Origin of the sequence: Actinomadura vinacea (assembly GCF_039532545.1) — a bacterium.
Classification (GTDB): Bacteria; Actinomycetota; Actinomycetes; order Streptosporangiales; family Streptosporangiaceae; genus Spirillospora; species Spirillospora vinacea.
Genome location: NZ_BAAARW010000038.1, coordinates 77,100 through 95,610, shown reverse-complemented (window position 1 = coordinate 95,610; position 18,511 = coordinate 77,100). Strand labels below are relative to the sequence as shown.

General features: G+C 72.1%; 17 protein-coding genes. 4 read left to right on the top strand and 13 right to left on the bottom strand.

The features are described 5' to 3' along the window. Nucleotides 1–12 precede the first annotated feature (12 nt). The 3 genes from glpD to guaB form a co-directional block, all read right to left on the bottom strand. Nucleotides 13–1,764, bottom strand: coding sequence for a glycerol-3-phosphate dehydrogenase (gene glpD, locus ABD340_RS40235; protein WP_344596487.1), 1,752 nt, complete (start codon nucleotides 1,762–1,764; stop codon nucleotides 13–15). 143 nt (nucleotides 1,765–1,907) lie between these two features. Next, nucleotides 1,908–3,029 (bottom strand): GuaB3 family IMP dehydrogenase-related protein, encoded by a 1,122-nt coding sequence (locus ABD340_RS40230; RefSeq protein WP_344596485.1) that lies wholly within the window; start codon nucleotides 3,027–3,029, stop codon nucleotides 1,908–1,910. A gap of 145 nt (nucleotides 3,030–3,174) precedes the next feature. After that, complete coding sequence (gene guaB / locus ABD340_RS40225) at nucleotides 3,175–4,671, bottom strand: IMP dehydrogenase (protein ID WP_344596483.1); 1,497 nt, start codon at nucleotides 4,669–4,671, stop codon at nucleotides 3,175–3,177. Nucleotides 4,672–5,034: 363 nt separating this feature from the next. Here guaB and ABD340_RS40220 point away from each other — a divergent pair, with 363 nt between their 5' ends. Next, nucleotides 5,035–5,424, top strand: a complete 390-nt coding sequence (locus tag ABD340_RS40220) for a DUF5319 domain-containing protein (RefSeq protein ID WP_344596481.1) — start codon at nucleotides 5,035–5,037, stop codon at nucleotides 5,422–5,424. A 32-nt stretch (nucleotides 5,425–5,456) separates the two neighbouring features. Here ABD340_RS40220 and ABD340_RS40215 read toward each other — a convergent pair whose 3' ends face one another. From ABD340_RS40215 to groES, 4 genes are all read right to left on the bottom strand, one after another. After that, entirely contained in the window at nucleotides 5,457–6,257 is an 801-nt protein-coding gene (locus tag ABD340_RS40215) for a hypothetical protein (protein ID WP_344596480.1), read from the bottom strand. 110 nt (nucleotides 6,258–6,367) lie between these two features. Continuing rightward, nucleotides 6,368–6,976, bottom strand: a complete 609-nt coding sequence (locus ABD340_RS40210) for a sigma-70 family RNA polymerase sigma factor (protein WP_344596792.1) — start codon at nucleotides 6,974–6,976, stop codon at nucleotides 6,368–6,370. Nucleotides 6,977–7,323: 347 nt separating this feature from the next. Then, a complete protein-coding gene (gene groL, locus ABD340_RS40205) occupies nucleotides 7,324–8,949 on the bottom strand; it encodes a chaperonin GroEL (RefSeq protein WP_344596479.1) in 1,626 nt (541 codons plus the stop codon). Nucleotides 8,950–9,052: 103 nt separating this feature from the next. Next, nucleotides 9,053–9,361: a co-chaperone GroES gene (gene groES / locus ABD340_RS40200; RefSeq protein ID WP_425547516.1), complete on the bottom strand. Its 309-nt coding sequence runs from the start codon at nucleotides 9,359–9,361 to the stop codon at nucleotides 9,053–9,055. A gap of 220 nt (nucleotides 9,362–9,581) precedes the next feature. Between groES and ABD340_RS40195 the strand changes: the two genes are divergently transcribed. The 3 genes from ABD340_RS40195 to ABD340_RS40185 all read left to right on the top strand — a co-directional run bounded on the left by ABD340_RS40195 (nucleotide 9,582) and on the right by ABD340_RS40185 (nucleotide 13,481). After that, complete coding sequence (locus tag ABD340_RS40195; RefSeq protein WP_344596478.1) at nucleotides 9,582–10,817, top strand: class I SAM-dependent methyltransferase; 1,236 nt, start codon at nucleotides 9,582–9,584, stop codon at nucleotides 10,815–10,817. 443 nt (nucleotides 10,818–11,260) lie between these two features. Continuing rightward, nucleotides 11,261–12,460, top strand: coding sequence for a coiled-coil domain-containing protein (locus ABD340_RS40190; protein WP_344596477.1), 1,200 nt, complete (start codon nucleotides 11,261–11,263; stop codon nucleotides 12,458–12,460). Nucleotides 12,461–12,578: 118 nt separating this feature from the next. Continuing rightward, a complete protein-coding gene (locus ABD340_RS40185) occupies nucleotides 12,579–13,481 on the top strand; it encodes a phosphotransferase family protein (protein WP_344596475.1) in 903 nt (300 codons plus the stop codon). A gap of 24 nt (nucleotides 13,482–13,505) precedes the next feature. Here ABD340_RS40185 and ABD340_RS40180 read toward each other — a convergent pair whose 3' ends face one another. From ABD340_RS40180 to ABD340_RS40155, 6 genes are all read right to left on the bottom strand, one after another. After that, nucleotides 13,506–14,264, bottom strand: coding sequence for an NADP-dependent oxidoreductase (locus ABD340_RS40180; RefSeq protein WP_344596788.1), 759 nt, complete (start codon nucleotides 14,262–14,264; stop codon nucleotides 13,506–13,508). Then, nucleotides 14,228–15,052 (bottom strand): hypothetical protein, encoded by an 825-nt coding sequence (locus tag ABD340_RS40175; RefSeq protein WP_344596474.1) that lies wholly within the window; start codon nucleotides 15,050–15,052, stop codon nucleotides 14,228–14,230. The genes ABD340_RS40180 and ABD340_RS40175 overlap by 37 nt, the downstream gene beginning before the upstream one ends. 262 nt (nucleotides 15,053–15,314) lie before the next feature. After that, nucleotides 15,315–16,337 (bottom strand): tRNA (adenosine(37)-N6)-threonylcarbamoyltransferase complex transferase subunit TsaD, encoded by a 1,023-nt coding sequence (gene tsaD / locus ABD340_RS40170; protein WP_344596473.1) that lies wholly within the window; start codon nucleotides 16,335–16,337, stop codon nucleotides 15,315–15,317. Next, on the bottom strand, nucleotides 16,334–16,795 hold the full coding sequence (gene rimI / locus ABD340_RS40165; RefSeq protein ID WP_344596472.1) for a ribosomal protein S18-alanine N-acetyltransferase: 462 nt from the start codon (nucleotides 16,793–16,795) through the stop codon (nucleotides 16,334–16,336). The genes tsaD and rimI overlap by 4 nt, the downstream gene beginning before the upstream one ends. After that, nucleotides 16,792–17,466 (bottom strand): tRNA (adenosine(37)-N6)-threonylcarbamoyltransferase complex dimerization subunit type 1 TsaB, encoded by a 675-nt coding sequence (tsaB, locus tag ABD340_RS40160; protein ID WP_344596470.1) that lies wholly within the window; start codon nucleotides 17,464–17,466, stop codon nucleotides 16,792–16,794. The genes rimI and tsaB overlap by 4 nt, the downstream gene beginning before the upstream one ends. Nucleotides 17,467–17,495: 29 nt before the next feature. After that, nucleotides 17,496–18,452: a hypothetical protein gene (locus ABD340_RS40155; protein WP_344596469.1), complete on the bottom strand. Its 957-nt coding sequence runs from the start codon at nucleotides 18,450–18,452 to the stop codon at nucleotides 17,496–17,498. Nucleotides 18,453–18,511 lie beyond the last annotated feature (59 nt).

The following is an 18,511-nucleotide window of genomic DNA, read 5'->3' as shown; positions in this document are numbered from 1 at the left end:
CCCCGCCCCGCTCTACGGGGTGGCGCCGGACGGCGCGCTCATGGGGACGATGTCAGGCGCCCCGCGGCGCCGCGCGTCGGCCTCCTGGTCGCCGTCCTGGCTCTGCGAGTCGCGCTCGGCCTCGACGCGCTTCCGGTAGTACTCGATCTCCCGGTCGCGCTGCTTCTTCGACCAGCCGAGCACCGGTGCCAGCAGGTCGGCCGCCTCCTGGACGACCCCGAGCCCGCGGTCCCAGGTCTCGATCGAGATCCGGGTGCGGCGGGCCAGCACGTCGTTGATGTGCCGCGCGCCCTCGTGCGAGGCCGCGTACACGACCTCGGCGCGCAGGTAGTCGTCGGCTCCGGACAGCGGCTTGCCCAGGTCGGGCTGCTCGGCGATCAGCTCCAGCAGGTCGTCCACCAGGACCCCGTACCGCGACAGCAGGTGCTCGATCCGCGCCACGTGCAGCCCCGACACCGACGCCAGCCGGTACCGCGAGTTCCACATCGCCCGGAAGCCCTCGCCGCCGACCAGCGCGATGTCGTGGGTGCACGACTCGGCGACCTTGCCGTCCAGGCCGTGCGCGACCGCGTCGATCGCGTCCTTGGCCATCACCCGGTAGGTGGTGTACTTCCCGCCCGCGACCAGCACCAGGCCCGGGACGGGATGCGCCACCACGTGCTCGCGGGACAGCTGCGAGGTCTCCTCGGTCTCCCCCATCAGCAGCGGACGCAGGCCCGCGTACACGCCCTCGACGTCGTCGTGCGTGAGCGGGGTGTTGAGCACCGCGTTGACGTGCTCCAGCACGTACTCGATGTCGGCGCGGGACGCGGCCGGGTGCGCCTTGTCCAGGTCCCAGGCCGTGTCGGTGGTGCCGATGATCCAGTGCCGCCCCCACGGGATGACGAACAGCACCGACTTCTCGGTGCGCAGGATGATGCCCGTCGAGGAGTGGATGCGGTCCTTGGGCACCACCAGGTGGATGCCCTTGGACGCCCGGACGTGGATCTGCCCGCGTCCGCCCACCAGCTCCTGGATGTCGTCCGTCCACACGCCCGTGGCGTTGACGACCTGCTTGGCGCGCACCTCGGCGGTCGTCCCGGCCTCCAGGTCGCGGATCCGCACCCCGGTGACCCGCTCGCCCTCCCGCAGGAACCCCACGCACTGGGTGCGGGACGCGATGCGGGCCCCGTATTCGGCGGCCGTGCGCAGCACCGTCATCACGTAGCGGGCGTCGTCGACCTGGGCGTCCCAGTACTGGATGGCCCCGATGAAGGAGTCCTTGCGCAGCGAGGGGGCCAGCTTCAGCGCGCCGCGGCGGGTCAGATGCCGGTGCGGCGGGACACCGCGCGAGCTGCCCATCCGCAAGGCCAGCGCGTCGTACAGGGCGACCCCGGCGCCGAAGTAGGCGCGCTCCCACACCCGGTGGGTCGTCGGCAGCAGGAACGACACGGGCTTGACCAAGTGGGGCGCGATCTGCAGCAGCAGCGCCCGCTCGGTCAGCGCCTCCCGCACCAGGTCGAAGTTGTACTGCTCCAGGTACCGCAACCCGCCGTGGATCAGCTTGGAGGACCGCGAGGACGTCCCGGAGGCGAAGTCGCGGGCCTCCACGACCGCCACCGACAGGCCGCGGGTGGCGGCGTCCAGCGCGGCGCCCGCGCCGACGATCCCCGCCCCGACCACGACGACGTCGAACTCCTCGCGGGCCATCTGGTCGAGGGCGCCCGCACGCTCGGCCGGCCCCAGGCGCGAGCTGCCCAGTCCGGTCACCGGTGATCCCGTCATCGCGATTCCCCCTGTGCGGTGTGGGTGTCCGAAAGGTACCTACCCAACAGTAGGGATGCCGCCACCCCGATATCGCCCCATTCCACCTTGATCACGACGGAAAGGCGGTGAGACGCCCCACAATCCGCGGGCCCGGGCAGGGATCAGTGGACGGTCGGCGCGACGACGACCTGCACCCGCTGGAACTCCTTGAGCTCGGTGTACCCGGATGTGGCCATCGCCCGGCGGAGCGCGCCGATGAGGTTCATCGAGCCGTCCGCCACGTGCGAGGGGCCGTAGAGGATCTGCTCCATGGTGCCGATGGTGCCCAGGTCGATCCGGGTGCCGCGGGGCACGTCGCCGTGGTGCGCCTCGCTGCCCCAGTGGTAGCCGCGGCCGGGCGCCTCGGCGGTACGGGCGAACACCGAGCCGACCATCACCGCGTCGGACCCGCAGGCGAACGCCTTGGCGATGTCGCCGCTGTTGGTCATCCCGCCGTCGGCGATCACGTGCACGTACCGGCCGCCGGACTCGTCCAGGTAGTCGCGGCGCGCCGCCGCCACGTCGGCGACCGCGGTGGCCATCGGCACCGCCACGCCCAGCACGGTGCGGGTGGTGTGCCCGGACCCGCCGCCGAACCCGACCAGCACCCCGGCCGCGCCGGTCCGCATCAGGTGCAGCGCCGCGGTGTACGTCGAGCAGCCCCCGACGATCACCGGCACGTCCAGGTCGTAGATGAACTGCTTGAGGTTGAGCGGCTCGGCCCGGCCGGAGACGTGCTCGGCCGACACCGTGGTGCCGCGGATCACGAACAGGTCCACCCCGGCGTCGATCACGGCCTTGTGGAACTGCGCGGTGCGCTGCGGCGACAGCCGGGCCGCGACCGTCACCCCGGCCGCCCGGATCTCCTCGATCCGCCGCCCGATCAGCTCCTCCCTGATCGGCTGGGCGTAGATCTCCTGGAGCCGGCGGGTGGCGCGGACGTCGTCCAGCGCGGCGATCTCGGCCAGCAGCGAGTCGGGGTTGTCGTAGCGGGTCCACAGCCCTTCCAGGTCGAGCACCGCCAGCCCGCCCAGCCGCCCGACGGCGATCGCCATCTCCGGGCTGACCACGCTGTCCATCGGCGCCACGACCAGCGGCATCTCGAACCGGTAGGCGTCGATCTGCCAGGCGACGCTGACCTCCTCGGGGTCGCGGGTGCGGCGCGACGGGACGATCCCGATCTCGTCGAAGGCGTAGGCCCGGCGCCCGCTCTTCCCCCGGCCGATCTCAACCTCAGCAGCCACTGCGCTTCCTCTTTCCCGGCCCGACCTGAACGTGCGGGAATGTTCCCATCAGCGGAGAACAAGCCCCGGTGAGTTTACCCATCCCCGCAGGCCATCCCGTCCGCCCGGCCGCCCCTGAACCGGGGCCGGGAGCGGATCGGCGCGCTCAGCGGCCCTGGTAGTTCGGCGCCTCGACGGTCATCTGGATGTCGTGCGGGTGGCTCTCCTTCAGGCCGGCCGCGGTGATCTGCACCAGCTGGCCGCGCTCCTGGAGCTCGGGGACGGTGCGGGTGCCCGCGTACCACATCGACTGGTGCAGGCCGCCGACCAGCTGGTGCGCCACGTTCGCCAGCGGGCCCCGGTAGGGCACCTGGCCCTCCACGCCCTCGGGGATCAGCTTCTCCTCGCTGGACACGTCGGCCTGCGCGTACCGGTCCTTGGAGAACGAGCCGCCGCGCTCGCGGTTGCGCATCGCGCCCAGCGAGCCCATCCCCCGGTACGACTTGTACTGCTTGCCGTGGACAAAGATCAGCTCGCCGGGCGACTCCTCGATCCCGGCCAGCAGGCTGCCCAGCATCACCGTGTCGGCGCCGGCGACGATGGCCTTGGCGATGTCGCCCGAGTACTGCAGGCCGCCGTCGCCGATCACCGGGATGCCCGCCTCCCGGGCGGCCCGGGCCGCCTCGGAGATCGCGGTGATCTGCGGCACGCCGACGCCCGCGACCACCCGGGTGGTGCAGATCGAGCCGGGGCCGACCCCGACCTTGACGGCGTCCGCGCCCGCCTCGGCCAGCGCCTTGGCGCCCGCGTAGGTGGCCACGTTGCCGCCGACCACCTGAACCCCCGAGCCGGCCTTGATCGCGGCGATGGTGTCGGCGACGCCCTTGGAATGGCCGTGCGCGGTATCGACCATGATCACGTCGGTGCCCGCCTCGATCAGCGCCCGGGCGCGGTCGATCGCGTCCCCGCCGACGCCCACCGCCGCGGCCACCAGCAGCCGGCCGTCGGCGTCCTTGGTGGAGGCGGGGTACTGCTCGCTCTTGGTGAAGTCCTTGACCGTGATCAGCCCGCGCAGCCGGCCCTCGCCGTCCACCAGCGGCAGCTTCTCGATCTTGTTGCCGGCCAGCAGCGCGAAGGCGTCCTCGCGGGCGACCTCCACCGGGGCGGTGACCAGCGGCATCGGGGTCATGACCTCGCGCACCGGGCGGGACAGATCCGACTCGAACCGCATGTCGCGGTTGGTGACGATGCCGACCAGCACGCCGCGGACGTCGGTGACCGGCACGCCGGAGATCCGGTAGCGGGCGCACAGCTCCTCGACGTCGGCCAGCGTCGCGTCGGGCAGGCAGGTCACCGGATTGGTGATCATCCCGGCCTCGGAGCGCTTCACCCGGTCGGCCTCGGCGGCCTGCTCCTCCACCGGCAGGTTGCGGTGCAGCACGCCGATGCCGCCCTGGCGGGCCATCGCGACCGCGGTACGGGCCTCGGTGACGGTGTCCATGGCCGCCGACACCAGCGGGATGCGCAGGTTGATCTCGCGGGTCAGCCGGGTGGTGGTGTCGGCCTCGCCCGGCTGCAGGTCCGAATAGCCCGGAAGCAGCAGCACGTCGTCGAAGGTCAGGCCCTGCGGGATGATCCTGGCGGGCTCGGCGGCGGGATTCATGACTACCTTCCCCTGCCGGCATCGGCATCAGCGTCGCCGGCGTTCGGTGTGCGGGTGTACGGCCAGGTCACGACGGCCTTGTTCCATGGTAGGACCTGGCCCGCCGCCCGTACCGCGCTTCGCGGTCCGCGGTGCGTGGTCTTGGTGACATCCCGCAACGCGCTTCTTTACCCCGGCATTCCCGGAGCCTGCCGAACCATTCCCCGCCGGACTCCGGGGCCGCGGGGCCTCCCGGCGGAGCGCGCCACGCCCGGCCGTCCCGGCGTGTCGGCGCTCCGGGACGCCGGTCGGCAAGAGGACGTTTCGCGTCCAGATGAAATCGGGGGGTGCACCGGACGGGGGGCGTGGCAGTAGCGTGGAGGGGTGCACGACGATGCCCCGCTCGACCCATTCGCCGGCGACCCGGAAGACCCGGCCGCCTCGCTAGGCGACCCGGGCGAGGAGGTCGCTCCGCTCAGCGTGGCCGAGCGCGAGGACGTGCTGGCCGACCTCGCCGATCTGGAGGTCTTTCGCGCCCTGCTGGAACCGCTGGGCGTGCGCGGCCTCACGGTCGACTGCGGCGACTGCGGCAAGCCGCACTACATCGACTGGGACCTCCTGCACGGCAACCTGCGTCACCTGCTCGACCAGGGCCTGCCGCGGGTGCACGAGCCCGCGCTGTCCCCCGATCCCGTCGACTACGTCAGCTGGGAGTACGCCCGCGGCTACGTCGACGGTGTGATCGACAGCGAGGAAGGCCGCGACACGCCCTGAGCCCCCTGGCGCCGGGTGCCCGGGGGCCGGTCTCAGCCGCGGCCGTCGAGATCGAAGCCCATCCGCCGGAAGTGCTCGCGCATCTCGTCCAGGCGCTGCTGCGTCCGGTCCGGGCCTTCCGTGGCGTCGGCCGAGGGCTCCTGCTCCGGCACGCCGGCAGGAGGCTGCCGGCCGTCCGGTCCCTGCGTGCCGTCCGGTCCCTGCCAGCCGCCCGTTCCGGCCGTTCCGGTCGCGCGCGGGCGCGGGACGGGGGCAAGGGTGGGCAGGTCCTTGGTCCGCTCCTTCGCCCGGACGGCCGCGGCACGGCGCCGCCGCTCCTCGTCCCCGCCGGCCTGCGCGGGGACGCGCGGCACCGGCCCGGCGACGGTCACCGGGACGAGCGGCGCGGGCCTGGCCGGCCTCTCGGCCTCGGCGGCCTCGGGACCGCTCTTGGCGGCGTCCTTGCCGGCCTCCTTGCCGGCGTCCTTGGCGCTGCCGACCGAACCCGGCCCCAGCGCGGAGTGCTCGACCGCCCCGCCGCCCGCCGCCGCGACCCCGGTGCTGGCCAGCACCGCCCCGGCCACGCCGAGGGCGACGATCGTCCGGGGGCCGCGGCGGCGCGGGCCGGAGGGCGGCTTGGGGCGGTCCCCCTCGGCGCCCTGGCCGTCGGCCGACGGCGGCTGCGCCTGGTGCGCGGGCGCCTGCTCGTCCACGTCGCTGATCAGGGCCCGCAGCAGCCGCACGGCGGGATCGTCGGGCTCGCCCGCGCGCCGTCCGCCCAGCGCGTCGATGATGGCGTCGGTGCGGCGGACCGCACCGAGATCGGCCGTGGGCGGCACCGCGCCGGTCATCATGGAGACACCGGGGGCCGGGGCCGCGGCCTGGGAAAAGGGGGCACCGTGGGTCGGAGGTGCGGGGGGTCTGACCGACTCGTCCGGATCCGGGGCGCCCTGGCTCCGTTCCGTCAAGCGATCGACTCCTCTCTGGCCATCGCCCGGAGGCGGGCCAGCGCCCGGTGCTGCGCGACGCGCACCGCTCCCGCGGACATGCCCAGTACATTACCGGTCTCCTCGGCGGAGAGACCCGCGACCACCCTCAGCAGCACCAGCTCGCGCTGGTTCTCGGGCAGCCGGGTCAGCAGGTCCCGGGCGCGCTGCGCCTCGATGTAGCGCACCACGGTCTCCTCCGGGCCGGGCCGGTCGTCCGGCCCGTCGGGGAGATCCTCGGTCGGGACGGCCGCCCGGACCGCGCTGCGCAGCGCGTCGGCGATCTTGTGCGCGGCGATGCCGAAGACGAAGGAGGCGAACGGCCGTCCCATGTCGCGGTAGCGGGGCAGCGCCGACAGCACCGCGATGCAGACCTCCTGCGCCACGTCGTCGGCGATGTGGTACTGCCCAGACACCCGGCCGAGCCGGGCCCGGCAGTACCGGACGACCATCGGCCGGACATGCGCGATCAGCACCTCGATGGCGCCGGGATCGCCCTGGACGGCGAGTGTCGTGAGCTCCTTGAGGTCGCCTTCGTCGGCTCTGGCCGGGCGCGCCGCCCGCGTCCCGCGGGCGGTGTCGCGCAGCGTCGGAGGGGCCGGACCCTCCGAGGGCTCGACAGCGTGCGCGGTCGTGGTCCCTACGAAGAATCCCTCGGTCACGTTGAGCATGATGCCCAGCGCACTCGGGCGTGTCTCCACTGTCGAAGACAACGGAATGGTCACAGTGTGGGGACGGAAGCCCAGATACTACGCATCGCGGTCGGACGACTCCACACCGTGCGAGATTCGTAGCCCAGAAAGACCGATTCGTTACTTTCCGTGTTGCCCGCAGCCGAAAGGAAGGCCCCGGTCCGCACTGGAACGCACGGACCGGGGCCTCCCCCGCACGATCGTCGCGCGCGGCGCGCGCCGCGGCTCGGTCGGCTGCTCGGTCAGTGGCCGTGGCCGTGACCGTGGCCGTGACCGCCGGCGGGCTCCTCGGCCTCCTCCGGCTTCTCGACCACCAGGGCCTCGGTCGAGAGCAGCATGCCCGCGATCGAGGCGGCGTTGGTGACCGCGCTGCGGGTCACCTTCACCGGGTCGATGACGCCCTGCGCGATCAGGTCGCCGTACTCGCCGGTGGCGGCGTTGTAGCCGTGCCCGGCGTCGAGCTCGCGGACCTTGGAGACCACCACGTAGCCCTCCTGGCCGGCGTTCTCGGAGATCCAGCGGAGCGGCTCCACCAGCGCGCGGCGGACCGCCTCGGCACCGGTGGCCTCGTCGCCCGACAGCCCGAGGGCGTCGAAGTTCCCGCCGGCCACGTGCACCAGCGCGCTGCCGCCGCCGGAGACGATGCCCTCCTCGATCGCCGCGCGGGTCGCCGAGATGGCGTCCTCCAGGCGGTGCTTCTTCTCCTTCAGCTCGACCTCGGTGGCCGCGCCGACCCGCAGCACGCAGACGCCGCCGGCCAGCTTGGCCAGCCGCTCCTGCAGCTTCTCGCGGTCCCAGTCGGAGTCGCTGTTCTCGATCTCGACCTTGATCTGGCCGACCCGGGCCGCGATCTCCTTCTGGTCACCGGCGCCGTCCACGAGCGTGGTGGCGTCCTTGGTGACGGTGATCCGGCGGGCCCGGCCGAGCTCCTCCAGGCCGATGCCGTCGAGCTTGAGCCCGATGGCCTCGCTGACGACCTGGCCGCCGGTCAGGGTGGCCATGTCGCCCAGCATCGCCTTGCGGCGGTCGCCGAAGCCGGGGGCCTTGACCGCGACCGAGGTGAAGGTGCCGCGGATCTTGTTGGCCACCAGCAGCGCCAGCGCCTCGCCCTCGACGTCCTCGGCCACCACCAGCAGCGGCTTCTTGGTCTGGGCGACCTTCTCGGCCAGCGGCAGGAACTCCTGCACGTTGGAGATCTTGCCGTCCACGATCAGCACGTAGGCGTCCTCCAGGACGGCCTCCATGCGCTCGGGGTCGGTGACCATGTGCGGCGACAGGTAGCCCTTGTCGAACTGCAGGCCCTCGGTGAACTCCAGCTCCAGGCCGAAGGTGTGGGCCTCCTCGACGGTGATCACGCCGTCCTTGCCGACCTTGTCGAACGCCTCCGCGATCAGGTCGCCGATCTGGGCGTCCTGCGCGGAGATCGTCGCGACGTGCGCGATCTCGCCCTTCTCGCCGACCTCGCGGGCCGACTTCAGGAGCTGGTCGGACACGTACTGCGCGGCCGCGTCGATGCCCCGCTTGAGGGACAGCGGCGAGGCGCCGGCGGCCACGTTGCGCAGGCCCTCGCGGACCATCGCCTGGGCCAGCACGGTGGCGGTGGTGGTGCCGTCACCGGCGATGTCGTTGGTCTTGGTCGCCACTTCCTTGGCGAGCTGGGCCCCCAGGTTCTCGTAGGGGTCCTCCAGCTCCACCTCGCGGGCGATGGTCACGCCGTCGTTGGTGATCGTCGGCGCGCCGAACTTCTTGTCGATGACGACGTTGCGGCCGCGCGGGCCGATCGTCACCTTGACGGCGTCAGCGAGAGCGTTGACGCCGCGCTCAAGCGCCCGGCGCGCGTCCTCGTCGAACTCCAGGATCTTCGCCATGCGGGAAACTCCACTCCCTATACGTACGGCACCGGACGCGAGCCGCCCCGGCCTTGCCCCTGCTAGCGGGCCGGACCGGGGCGGTGCATCACGTTCGCGGTGATTACTTCTCGATGACCGCGAGCACGTCGCGGGCCGAGAGGACGAGGTACTCCTCGTTGTTGTACTTGACCTCGGTGCCGCCGTACTTGCTGTAGAGCACCACGTCGCCCACGCTCACGTCGAGCGGCACACGGTCGCCCTTGTCGTCGACGCGACCCGGGCCCACGGCCAGGACGGTCCCCTCCTGGGGCTTCTCCTTGGCCGTGTCGGGAATGACCAGGCCCGACGCGGTGGTGGTCTCGGCCTCAAGCGGCTGGACGACGATGCGGTCCTCGAGCGGCTTGAGAACAACCTTGGTGGCGGTCGTCACGATCTGACCTCCCCTTCGATTGGTCCTCGGCCGGCCATGGTGGGCCGACCGGCACATGTGACAGAAGAGGCGACCCTGGACCGGCCTGTCGTCGCGGGTGCCAGACCGACCTTGTCGCTGTGGTTGGCACTCTCACATCGAGAGTGCCAGTCATGGAGACTATTCCGTGACCCGTTGCCCGTCAACACGGACACCCCGGGCCACCGCTAACGTCCAGCCTATGGACCTCCAGGCGTTCATTGACCTGCTGACTCCCGCGGGCCAGGCCGTGCTCGGCGCGGCCGCCCGCTCGGACCTGTCCGAGAGCGGCCTGCTGGCCACCGCCACGCGGCTGCGCGAGGAGCATCCGGCCGGCCTGGTGCCCGCCGCGCTGACGCAGGCGCGGCTGCGGGCGCGCGCCCGCGCCAAGTTCGGCGCGGACGCCGACCGCATGTACTTCACCCAGGCCGGGCTGGAGCAGGCCACCCGGGCCGTCGTCGCGGCCCACCGGGCCCGCCGCTTCGCCGGATCTTCGTCCGATGTTCATCCGGTCCTCGACCTCGGCTGCGGCATCGGCGCCGACCTGATCGCCCGGGCGCGGGCGGGCGTCCCCGGCGAGGGCGTCGAGCTGGACCCGCTGACCGCCGAGGTGGCGCGGGCCAACCTGGCGGCGCTCGGCCTGGCCGGGAAGGCAACTGTGCGGCGGGGCGACGCGCTCGACGCCGACCCCGCCGGGTACGGGGCGGTCTTCGCCGATCCCGGCCGCCGCACCGTCCGGGGCCGCGTCTTCGACCCCCGCTCGTACGAGCCGCCCCTGGACCGGGTGATGGACCTGGCCGCCCGCGCCCCGGCGGCCTGCGTCAAGGTGGCGCCCGGCATCCCGTACGAGGCCGTCTGGGACGGCGGCACCGGCGCGCCCCTCGCCGGCGTCCCGGTGGAGGCCGAGTGGATCTCGGTGGCGGGCGAGGTGAAGGAGGCCGCGCTCTGGCTGGGCGGGCTGGCCGGGGACGCCCGGCGCCGCGCCACCCTCCTCACCTCCGCGGGCGAAACGATCACGCTGACCCCGGCGCCCGAACCGGCCGAGCCGCCCGTCCGCCCCTGGGGGCGCTTCCTGTACGAGCCCGACGGCGCGGTCATCCGCGCCCACCTGGTCGCCGAGGCGGCCGGCGAGGTCGGCGGCTGGCTCGCCGACCCCCGGATCGCCTACATCACCTCCGACACGCGGGCCGCGACCCCGTTCGCCGCCGGCTACGAGATCGAGGACGTGCTGCCCTTCTCGGTGAAGCGGCTGCGCGCCGAGCTGCGGCGGCGCGGCACCGGCATCCTCACGATCAAGAAGCGCGGCTCGGCCGTCGACATCGACCGGCTCCGGCGCGACCTGGGCTTCGGCCGCCGGAAGGAGGGCGGCGAGCTCACCCTCGTGCTGACCCGGGTCGGCCGCGATCCGATCGCGCTACTGGCGACACCGGTGCGCTGAAGGCCAGTCCGGCGCGCTGTCGATCACAATTCCGCACCGAAGATCTTCGTCCGGAGAAGAACGCCAAGCGCCATACCACAGCTGAGCAAATCATCAGCACTTCGCGGTATTGCCCGGCCGGGCCGGAAACAACCGCCGGAACGACCGAATAGAAGATCGCATTGCCGGGCCTTCCGGGCTCCGGACGAGCCGTCCCGGCCCGCGCGGGGCCCTTATCCGTGGCCACATCGGCGCCCCGTTCACCCCCTTCTCCTGATTTTCCCGAGGATTTGGACAATATCCGACTGGGGAGAATCGTCCAAACCCCGATGACAAGGGTCGGACACAGAACTCGCAATGTCCACGTCCCCCGTTATCCGGACCCGCCGAACGCACTACAGTTGGCGGCTCAGGATTTCATTGCCGTGCGCCATTTATCCGCGCCGGCACACGAAGGAGCAGCTGTGGAAACGAATCACAACTTCCTGCAGACGGGAGGTCAGCCGGTTTCGGATCGGATGAGGGAGCTGCTCGCCCGGGCGGCGCAGGACCACGTCTACGAGCAGCGCTCCCAGGGCCAGATCCTGGACGAGATACGCCAGCGGCTGGAAGGCATGGAGTGGCTGCTCCGCGAGGTGCGGGAAGGCGGCCTGGGCGGCCTCACCGGACAGCTTGACGGCGTCCGCGGCCAGGTCGAGGAGCTGTTCGGCCGACCCCCTGAGTGGGCCGAAGGGCTGGCCGAGCACATCGAGTCGGTCGGTGAGCGGGTCAAGCCGGTCTCCGAACTGCCGGCGCTGTGGGCCGACGTCGGGGTGGTGGCGGAGAACGTCGACGAGGGCCTCACCCGCATCCAGACCATGATCGACACCTCCCGGGAGGTCACCGACGCGGCGCAGCGCGCGGATCGCCGCCTGGACGAGGTGGCCAAGCGGCTGGACCGCCTCCAGGGCAGCATGGAGGCCGCCTCGGTCCGCTTCAACCGGCTCGACAAGTCGCTGGCCGAGATGGGACACCGGGCCGAGCTGCTGGAGCACTCGATCAACGGCGTCACCACCCGGGTCGACCAGTCGCTGGGCGAGATGGCCGAGCGGGTGGAGCAGGGCCTGGAGGCCGTCAACGGCCGGGTGGAGGGCGTCGGCGGCCGCCTGGACGGGCTCGACGGCCGCCTCGAGGGCTTGTCGGGCAAGCTGGACGGCCGGCTGGACTCGCTGCACACCATGATCACCGAGCTGGTGCAGCGCCCCGTGTACGACCAGGGCCACCGCTTCGACGCCCTGGAGAAGCGGCTGGCCGACGCCGTGGACCCGCTGATCGACGAGCTGCGCGCCCGCCCGGACCGCGCCGAGATCGAGGCCACCATGGAGCAGCTCGCCAAGACCGCGCACGAGGAGTTCACCCGGCAGGCCGACGACGTCTCCCGGCGGATCGACGACATCGAGGCCGGCGTCGTCAAGCAGGTCGGCGTCATCCACGACGACGTCAACCGCAGGGTAGGCGTCGTCCAGGACGAGGTGGGCCGCCGCGCCGAGACCGTGCAGGAGGCGGTGACCAAGCAGGTCACCACCGTCCACGAGGACGTCCTCAAGCGCCTTTCCACGCTGGAGGAGACCATGCTCGCCCTGGCCGAGGCCCTGCTCCGTCCCCGCCGCGACGGCAAGGACTGACGCACCCCGGGGCCGGCCGGGGCACCGGCCGGCCCGCACATTGTGACGTGCACTTTGTTACGTTCCGTCTTCGCAAAATCACTGCCAATACCCACCGGCATCCGTTTTCATGGAACTCGTGACCCACGCATCGGCTCCCTGCCTCCAGACCGGCTCCCCGCCCAGCCGCGCCACCCTGCGCTGGGTGGAGGACTGCCTCGGCCAGGGCGCCGAGGTGCGGATGGTCCGCCCGCTCGCCGGCGGTTCGGCGCACGCCAACCACGCCCTGCTGGTGGAGAGCCGCTCCGGTTCCGCGCACCGGCTCGTCCTGCGCCGCTGGGCGGCCGCCGCGCCCCGCCAGGCCGACTTCTCCCCCGAACGCGAGATCGCGGCGCTGGCACTGCTGGCGGGCTGCCAGCTCCCCACACCGTCGCTGGTCGCCGCCGACCCCGCCGGAGCCTACTGCGACGCACCCGCACTCCTGATCACCCGCCTGGTCGGCCACCCACCCCGCCCCGCCCCGGACGACCTGCCCGAATACCTCATCCAGCTGGCCGCCGCGCTGCTGTCGGTGCACGCCCTGGGCGGCGCGTCCACGATGCCGCCGTACGTGCCGTACAACCACCTGGACCAGCGCGCCGCCCCGAGGCACGCCCTACGCCCCGAACTGTGGGAACGGGCCTTCGAGGTAGCCGCAGGCCCCTGGCCGGACGCGCCGTCCCGGTTCATCCACCGCGACTACCACCCCGACAACACCCTGTGGTCGTACGGCAGGCTGACCGGCGTCGTCGACTGGTCCGACGCCTCCTACGGCCCGATCGCCGTAGACATCGCACACATGCGCCTGAACGTGGCACTGCGCTACGGCCCCGCCGCCGCCGAACGCTTCACCTCAGCCTTCGACCAGGTCTCCGGCGGCTACCCACACGACCCGTACTGGGACGTCCGCTGCGTCCTGGACCTGCTCCCAGAAAACGGCACCCGCACCCTAGACGAGCCCACCGTCCCCCTATTGGAGGACTACCTGGCCGCTCTCTTGTAATGGTGGAGGGGCTGCTGTCCCCCTTCAGGGCGTAAGGGTGATCTTTCCTCGGGTCTGGCCGTTCTCACTTCTGCGGTGGATCGAGGCTAGTTCTGTCAGCGGGTGGGATTCGGCGATGTCGACGGTCAGGTCGCCGGCGTCGACCAGGGAGACGAGCCGCGCGAGCTGGGAGGGGTCGTTGCTGGCCACGAAATGCGCGCCGCCGGGTAGCGGCGTGGTGACGGACACCGCCGTACCGCCCGGCCGCAGGAGTGACACCAGTCCGGCAGCGGCATCCGCGGCGAGAGGGACGAGGTTGAGCACGATGTCCACCCCGCCCGGCAGGGGCTCGGCGGTGTAGTCGACGATCTGGTCGGCGCCGGAGGCGCGGACCGCGGCGGCGCTGCGAGGGCCTGCTGTGGCGATCACGGTGGCGCCCGCGCGTTTGGCCAGCTGGACGGCGAATCCGCCGACCCCTCCGCCGGCCCCGTTGACCAGCACGCGCCGGCCTTCGGTCACCTCCGCGTGCTCGAACACCGCCTGCCAGGCGGTCAGCCCGGCGACGGGGAGCGCCGCGGCATCGGCGAGCGGGATGGTGCGCGGAGCCGCGACCAGGACGTCCACCGGGGCGGTCGCGTATTCGGCGGTGGCCCCGCTGCCTCCGTCCAGACGGCCGACCACTCGGTCGCCCACGGCCCTCCCGGTCACCCCAGGGCCGAGGGACACGATCGTGCCGGAAACGTCCACACCCAGGGTGCACGGCAACGTTACCGGCAGCACATCCTGCAGCAGCCCCAGACGCACCCCCACCTCCGACGGGTTGAACGAGGTCGCGGCGACGCGGATAAGCACCTCGCCGGGGCCGGGCGACGGCAGCGGCACCTCCTCGTGGCGGATGACCTCGGGACCTCCATAGGAGTGGATGCGCGCAGCCCGCGGAAGGCGTGTGCGTGCACGACAACCTCGGCTTGGGCGGCGGTATGCCCGCCGGCGATCAAACGGATGATCAGGCACGCGGGATCGATCCAGCCGGCGCCCCTGGTCGGCCACGCCCAGTCGATCAGCAACGCGCGGCCGTCGCTGATCAAGACGTTCACGGGGTTGTAGTCGGTGTGGAGCAGTCGATCGCCTTCGAAGAGCCGGACGTACGCGGGATCGGAGACATAGGACTCCCATCGCTGCTCGGCGAGCTTCACAGGAAGGTCTGGACACGGGACCTTGCCCAGGTCGGCCATGGTCGAGACCAAGAGCGGCAGGTCGGCCGATCCGGGCGTGTAGTCGGCGTGACGTCCGTCGACGACCTCGAACCCCAACAGGTCCCATTCGTCCTCGACCCGCCACAGCAGGCGGGGTGACAGGTGGCTGATCGCAGAGTTGATCGCGGCTTCTCGGTCTTGTGTCCACCGGCGGGGATAGTCACGGTGGAGTCCCTTGACGAAGACGCGTCCGGTCTCGGTGGTCAAGATCGCGGCGATTGCCGAGTTCAGGCCCTCGGAGACCGTTTCGGTCGAGTACACGGTGCCGGTCTTGGTCTCCACCTCCCACCGTGCCCGCGCCGGTAGGTCTTCCCAATGGATGCGTTCGACGGCCATCCGATCCCTCTTCCCCCATCAGCAAGGACCGCCCCCAACGGTAGGGGACGGTCCTGCGGTTTTCCTGTCGAGATCCGTAACGGCGGACACGACCGCTGACGGCCACCCCAGCCCGTCAGTAATGGGTGCAAGGGGGCGGAGCCCTCAGCCGGGGGGTGCGGGGGGCGGAGCCCCCTGCCAAGGGGCGGGTGCCTCCGGAGCGAGCGCCAGCGAGCGTAGGAGGTGCGCGTCCCGGGGTGGGGTCTGGGGGGCGCTCCCAGAATTACAGCGGCAGGCTTGAGTCTGCTGGTAGGTCCAGCTCTGAGGGTGGTCTGCCTGCGGCTAGGAGTTCGGAGCCCAGGGCGGCGATCATGGCGCCGTTGTCGGTGCAGAGCTTGGGGCGGGGGACGCGAAGGCGTATGCCTGCGGCGTCGCAGCGTTCCTTGGCCAGGGCGCGCAGGCGGGAGTTGGCGGCTACGCCGCCGCCGATCAGGAGGTCTTTGACGCCGTTGGCGTGGCAGACCTTGATGGCCTTGTGGGTGAGGACGTCGACGACGGCTTCCTGGAAGGAGGCGGCGACGTCGGCTACGGGGACGGGTTCGCCGGCGCGTTCCTTGGCCTCGACCCAGCGGGCGACGGCGGTCTTGAGGCCGGAGAAGGAGAAGTCGTAGGTGCCGTCGTCGAACTTGCCGCGAGGGAAGCCGATGGCGGCGGGGTCGCCGTCGCGGGCGCGGCGGTCGATGACGGGGCCGCCGGGGAAGCCGAGGTCGAGGACGCGGGCGACCTTGTCGAAGGCCTCGCCGGCGGCGTCGTCGACGGTGGTGCCCAGGGAGCGGACGTCGCCGGTGATGTCGGGGACGAGCAGCAGCGAGGAGTGCCCGCCGGAGACGAGCATGGCGACGCAGGGTTTGGGCAGCGGGCCGTGTTCGAGCTGGTCGACGGCGACGTGGGCGGCGAGGTGGTTGACGCCGTACAGCGGTTTGCCGAGGGAGAGCGCGTAGGCCTTGGCGGCGGCGACGCCGACCATGAGGGCGCCGGGGAGGCCGGGGCCGGCGGTGACGGCGAAGGCGTCGATGTCGCCGAACGCGGCGCCGGCGTCGGCGAGGGCGCGTTCGACGGTGGGCGTCATGGCCTCCAGGTGGGCGCGGGAGGCGACCTCGGGGACGACGCCGCCGAACCTGGCGTGTTCGTCGACGCTGGAGGCGATGGCGTCGGCGAGCAGGGTGTGGCCGCGGACGATGCCGACGCCGGTCTCGTCGCAGGAGGTCTCGATCCCCAGGACGAGGGGTTCGGAGTCTCTGATCATGATTCCTCCCGCTTGCGGCGCATCACGATGGCGTCGACGCCGGACGGCTGGTAGTAGCGCTTTCGGATGCCTACCCGTTCGAAGCCGAAGCGTTCGTAGAGGTGGCGGGCGCGGTCGTTGTCGGCGCGGACTTCCAGGAAGACCTCGTGGCTGCCGCGCCGTCCGGCCTCGTCGAGGAGTTCGGTGAGCAGGGCGGCGCCGACGCCGGTGCCCTGCCGGTGGGGCTGGACGCCGATGGTCTGCACGTCGGCCTGCCCGCCCGCGGCGGCGAGGCCGGCGTAGCCGACGAGGCCGCCGCCGGGGTCTTCGGCGACGACGTAGTGGCGGGTGCGGGGCTGGTCGGACAGTTCGCCAAGGAGCATCTCCTCCGTCCAGGCGTCCTCGGGGAAGAGGGTCCGCTCCAGTTGGAGGACGGCGGGCAGGTCGTCGGCGGTCATCGGCCGGAGGACCGCGCTCATCGCGGGGTCACCTTCTTGCGCGGGCCGGGCTCTCTGGCGTCGGGACGGCGCAGGTAGAGGGGTTCGGGCGGCAGTAGTTCGGGGCCGGGGGCGCCGGAGAGGCGGGCGACGACGAGTTCGGCGAGGGCGCCGGCGGAGGGGAGCAGCGGTTCGGGCTCGTGGTCGGGACGGCCGAGGACGTCGGGGTAGAGCGCGACGCCCTCGCCGATGACGGGGAGGTCGTCGGGGACCTCGGCGGGCGGGGTGACGGAGGGGCCGTCGGATCGTTGGCGGGCCGTTTCGTAGCGGGCCCAGTAGACCTCTTTGCGGCGGGCGTCGGTGGCGACGGCGAAGGGCTCGGTGCGCCGCGACGCCCAGGCGATCACGTCGAGCGTGCAGACGCCGTGGACGGGGATCCGCAGCGCCTCCCCCATGGCCCGGGCGGTGACGAGTCCGACGCGCAGGCCGGTGTAGGGGCCGGGGCCGACGCCCACGGCGATGGCGCTGAGGTCGCCGGGCGCGGCGCCGGCCTCGGCCATCACCTCGGCGATGGAGGGGGTGAGCAGCTCGGTGTGTCTGCGCCGGTCGATGTTCTCCACCGAGCCGCGGCGGCGCACACGCTCACCTGGGGACCACTCGTACAGCGCGACGGTGATCGCGGCCGTCGCGGTGTCAAAAGCCAAGACCAGCACGGGTTGAAAGGTTACTGCGTGCGAGCCCGTCAGGTGGCGTTGAGGGCTTCGACGACGCTCTTGGCGGCCTCGGTGGCGCCGTTCATGGTGCCGTCGGCGCCGAGCGGCTTGCCGTCGTTGCCGCCGGAGTAGTGGATGGTCACCAGGACGTTCAGCACGCGGACGTTGGCGATCGCCTCGCCGGAGCCCTGGCCCTCGTCCACGCTGTAGACGACGTAGCCGTCGTTGCCGACGCCTTCCAGCGGGGCCTTGTCGGTGAGCCGCTGCCCGGCCAGGAGGGCCTTGCCGGATTCGTCGGCCTTGCGCTCGGTCTCGAAGGTGCCGCGGGCGGTGTCGGTGGGGGTCTGGCCCTGTGCCCCTTCGAGGGCGCGCAGTTCGACGGTGAGCTGCCGTTTGCGGTCTCCGGTGTAGGCGCCCCAGACGCACTGGTTCTGCCGGTCGCTGCTCTGGTAGTTGTCGGCCTGGGTGCGGTCGGCGTTGGGCGCGAGCCGGTCGGCGATCTTCTTGTCGAGCAGCTCGCAGGCGTCGGGCACCAGGGAGCGTTCGGCCTTGGCCATCGGGGCGTTCTCCGTCGCGCCGCTGCCCACGACCTGGCCGGCGTCCCGGTCGTCGCCCGCGCCGACCTCGCCGAGGATGATGAAGGCGGCCAGGACGCAGGCGCCGACGCCGGCGACCACGCCGGCGAGGACCATGGCGAGGCGCCGCCGGCCGGTTCTGCGGTCGCGGACGATGCGGTGGCTGCCGCTGCCGGCGCGGTAGCCGCCGCTGCCCGGGGACCTTTGGCCGGGCGGCTGCTGTTCGCGCCGGTGCTCGCCGCTGCGCGAGCCGTAGTCGGCGCTGGGGGAGCCGTAGGAGCCGCCGCTCACCGTGCGGTGCTCGCCGCTGCGCGGGTCGTACTCTCCGGCGTCGGGCGTTCCGTATCCGTAACCGCCGCTCGCCATGCCCCAGCCGCCGTCGGTGCCCCCGCCGCGATGGTCACCACTCACCGGAACCCTCCCGAGGGAAAGCTGATATGTCGTGAAGGTGAGGTTCTTTCGGCAAAGAC

What these genes read in the sequence shown, in the direction of transcription:
- glpD (WP_344596487.1), bottom strand. Translation starts at nt 1,764, where the DNA reads ATGACGGGATCACCGGTGACCGGACTGGGCAGCTCGCGCCTGGGGCCG.
- guaB (WP_344596483.1), bottom strand. Translation starts at nt 4,671, where the DNA reads ATGAATCCCGCCGCCGAGCCCGCCAGGATCATCCCGCAGGGCCTGACC.
- ABD340_RS40215 (WP_344596480.1), bottom strand. Translation starts at nt 6,257, where the DNA reads ATGATGACCGGCGCGGTGCCGCCCACGGCCGATCTCGGTGCGGTCCGC.
- groL (WP_344596479.1), bottom strand. Translation starts at nt 8,949, where the DNA reads ATGGCGAAGATCCTGGAGTTCGACGAGGACGCGCGCCGGGCGCTTGAG.
- ABD340_RS40195 (WP_344596478.1), top strand. Translation starts at nt 9,582, where the DNA reads ATGGACCTCCAGGCGTTCATTGACCTGCTGACTCCCGCGGGCCAGGCC.
- ABD340_RS40175 (WP_344596474.1), bottom strand. Translation starts at nt 15,052, where the DNA reads ATGGCCGTCGAACGCATCCATTGGGAAGACCTACCGGCGCGGGCACGG.
- tsaD (WP_344596473.1), bottom strand. Translation starts at nt 16,337, where the DNA reads ATGATCAGAGACTCCGAACCCCTCGTCCTGGGGATCGAGACCTCCTGC.
- rimI (WP_344596472.1), bottom strand. Translation starts at nt 16,795, where the DNA reads ATGAGCGCGGTCCTCCGGCCGATGACCGCCGACGACCTGCCCGCCGTC.